The organism is Gemmiger formicilis (assembly GCF_016901605.1).
GTDB lineage: Bacteria > Bacillota > Clostridia > Oscillospirales > Ruminococcaceae > Gemmiger > Gemmiger formicilis_B.
Genome location: NZ_JACJKP010000815.1, coordinates 1 through 221, shown reverse-complemented (window position 1 = coordinate 221; position 221 = coordinate 1). Strand labels below are relative to the sequence as shown.

General features: G+C 49.3%; 1 pseudogene. It reads right to left on the bottom strand.

The features are described 5' to 3' along the window. Nucleotides 1-97 precede the first annotated feature (97 nt). A pseudogene (locus H6B10_RS18310) lies at nt 98-221 on the bottom strand (IS110 family transposase); the annotation flags it as partial.

Below are 221 nucleotides of genomic sequence, written 5' to 3'. Positions count from 1 at the left end.
AGTCCTGGCGGATGTGTTCACCATCTCTAACAATATGGATGGCTTTCATACGCTGTTGGAGAAGATTCAGGCCTGTATCGCACCTCAGGACAAAATAAGAGTAGGGCTTGAGGCCTGCATCGGATAACAGCATAGCCGCAATTGTTCGTGCATCCACACGGTCGGTTTTGGTCTTTCTGAGGCTGAGACTTTTCCGGTAGAGGTTTGTGCGTAAGGGATTC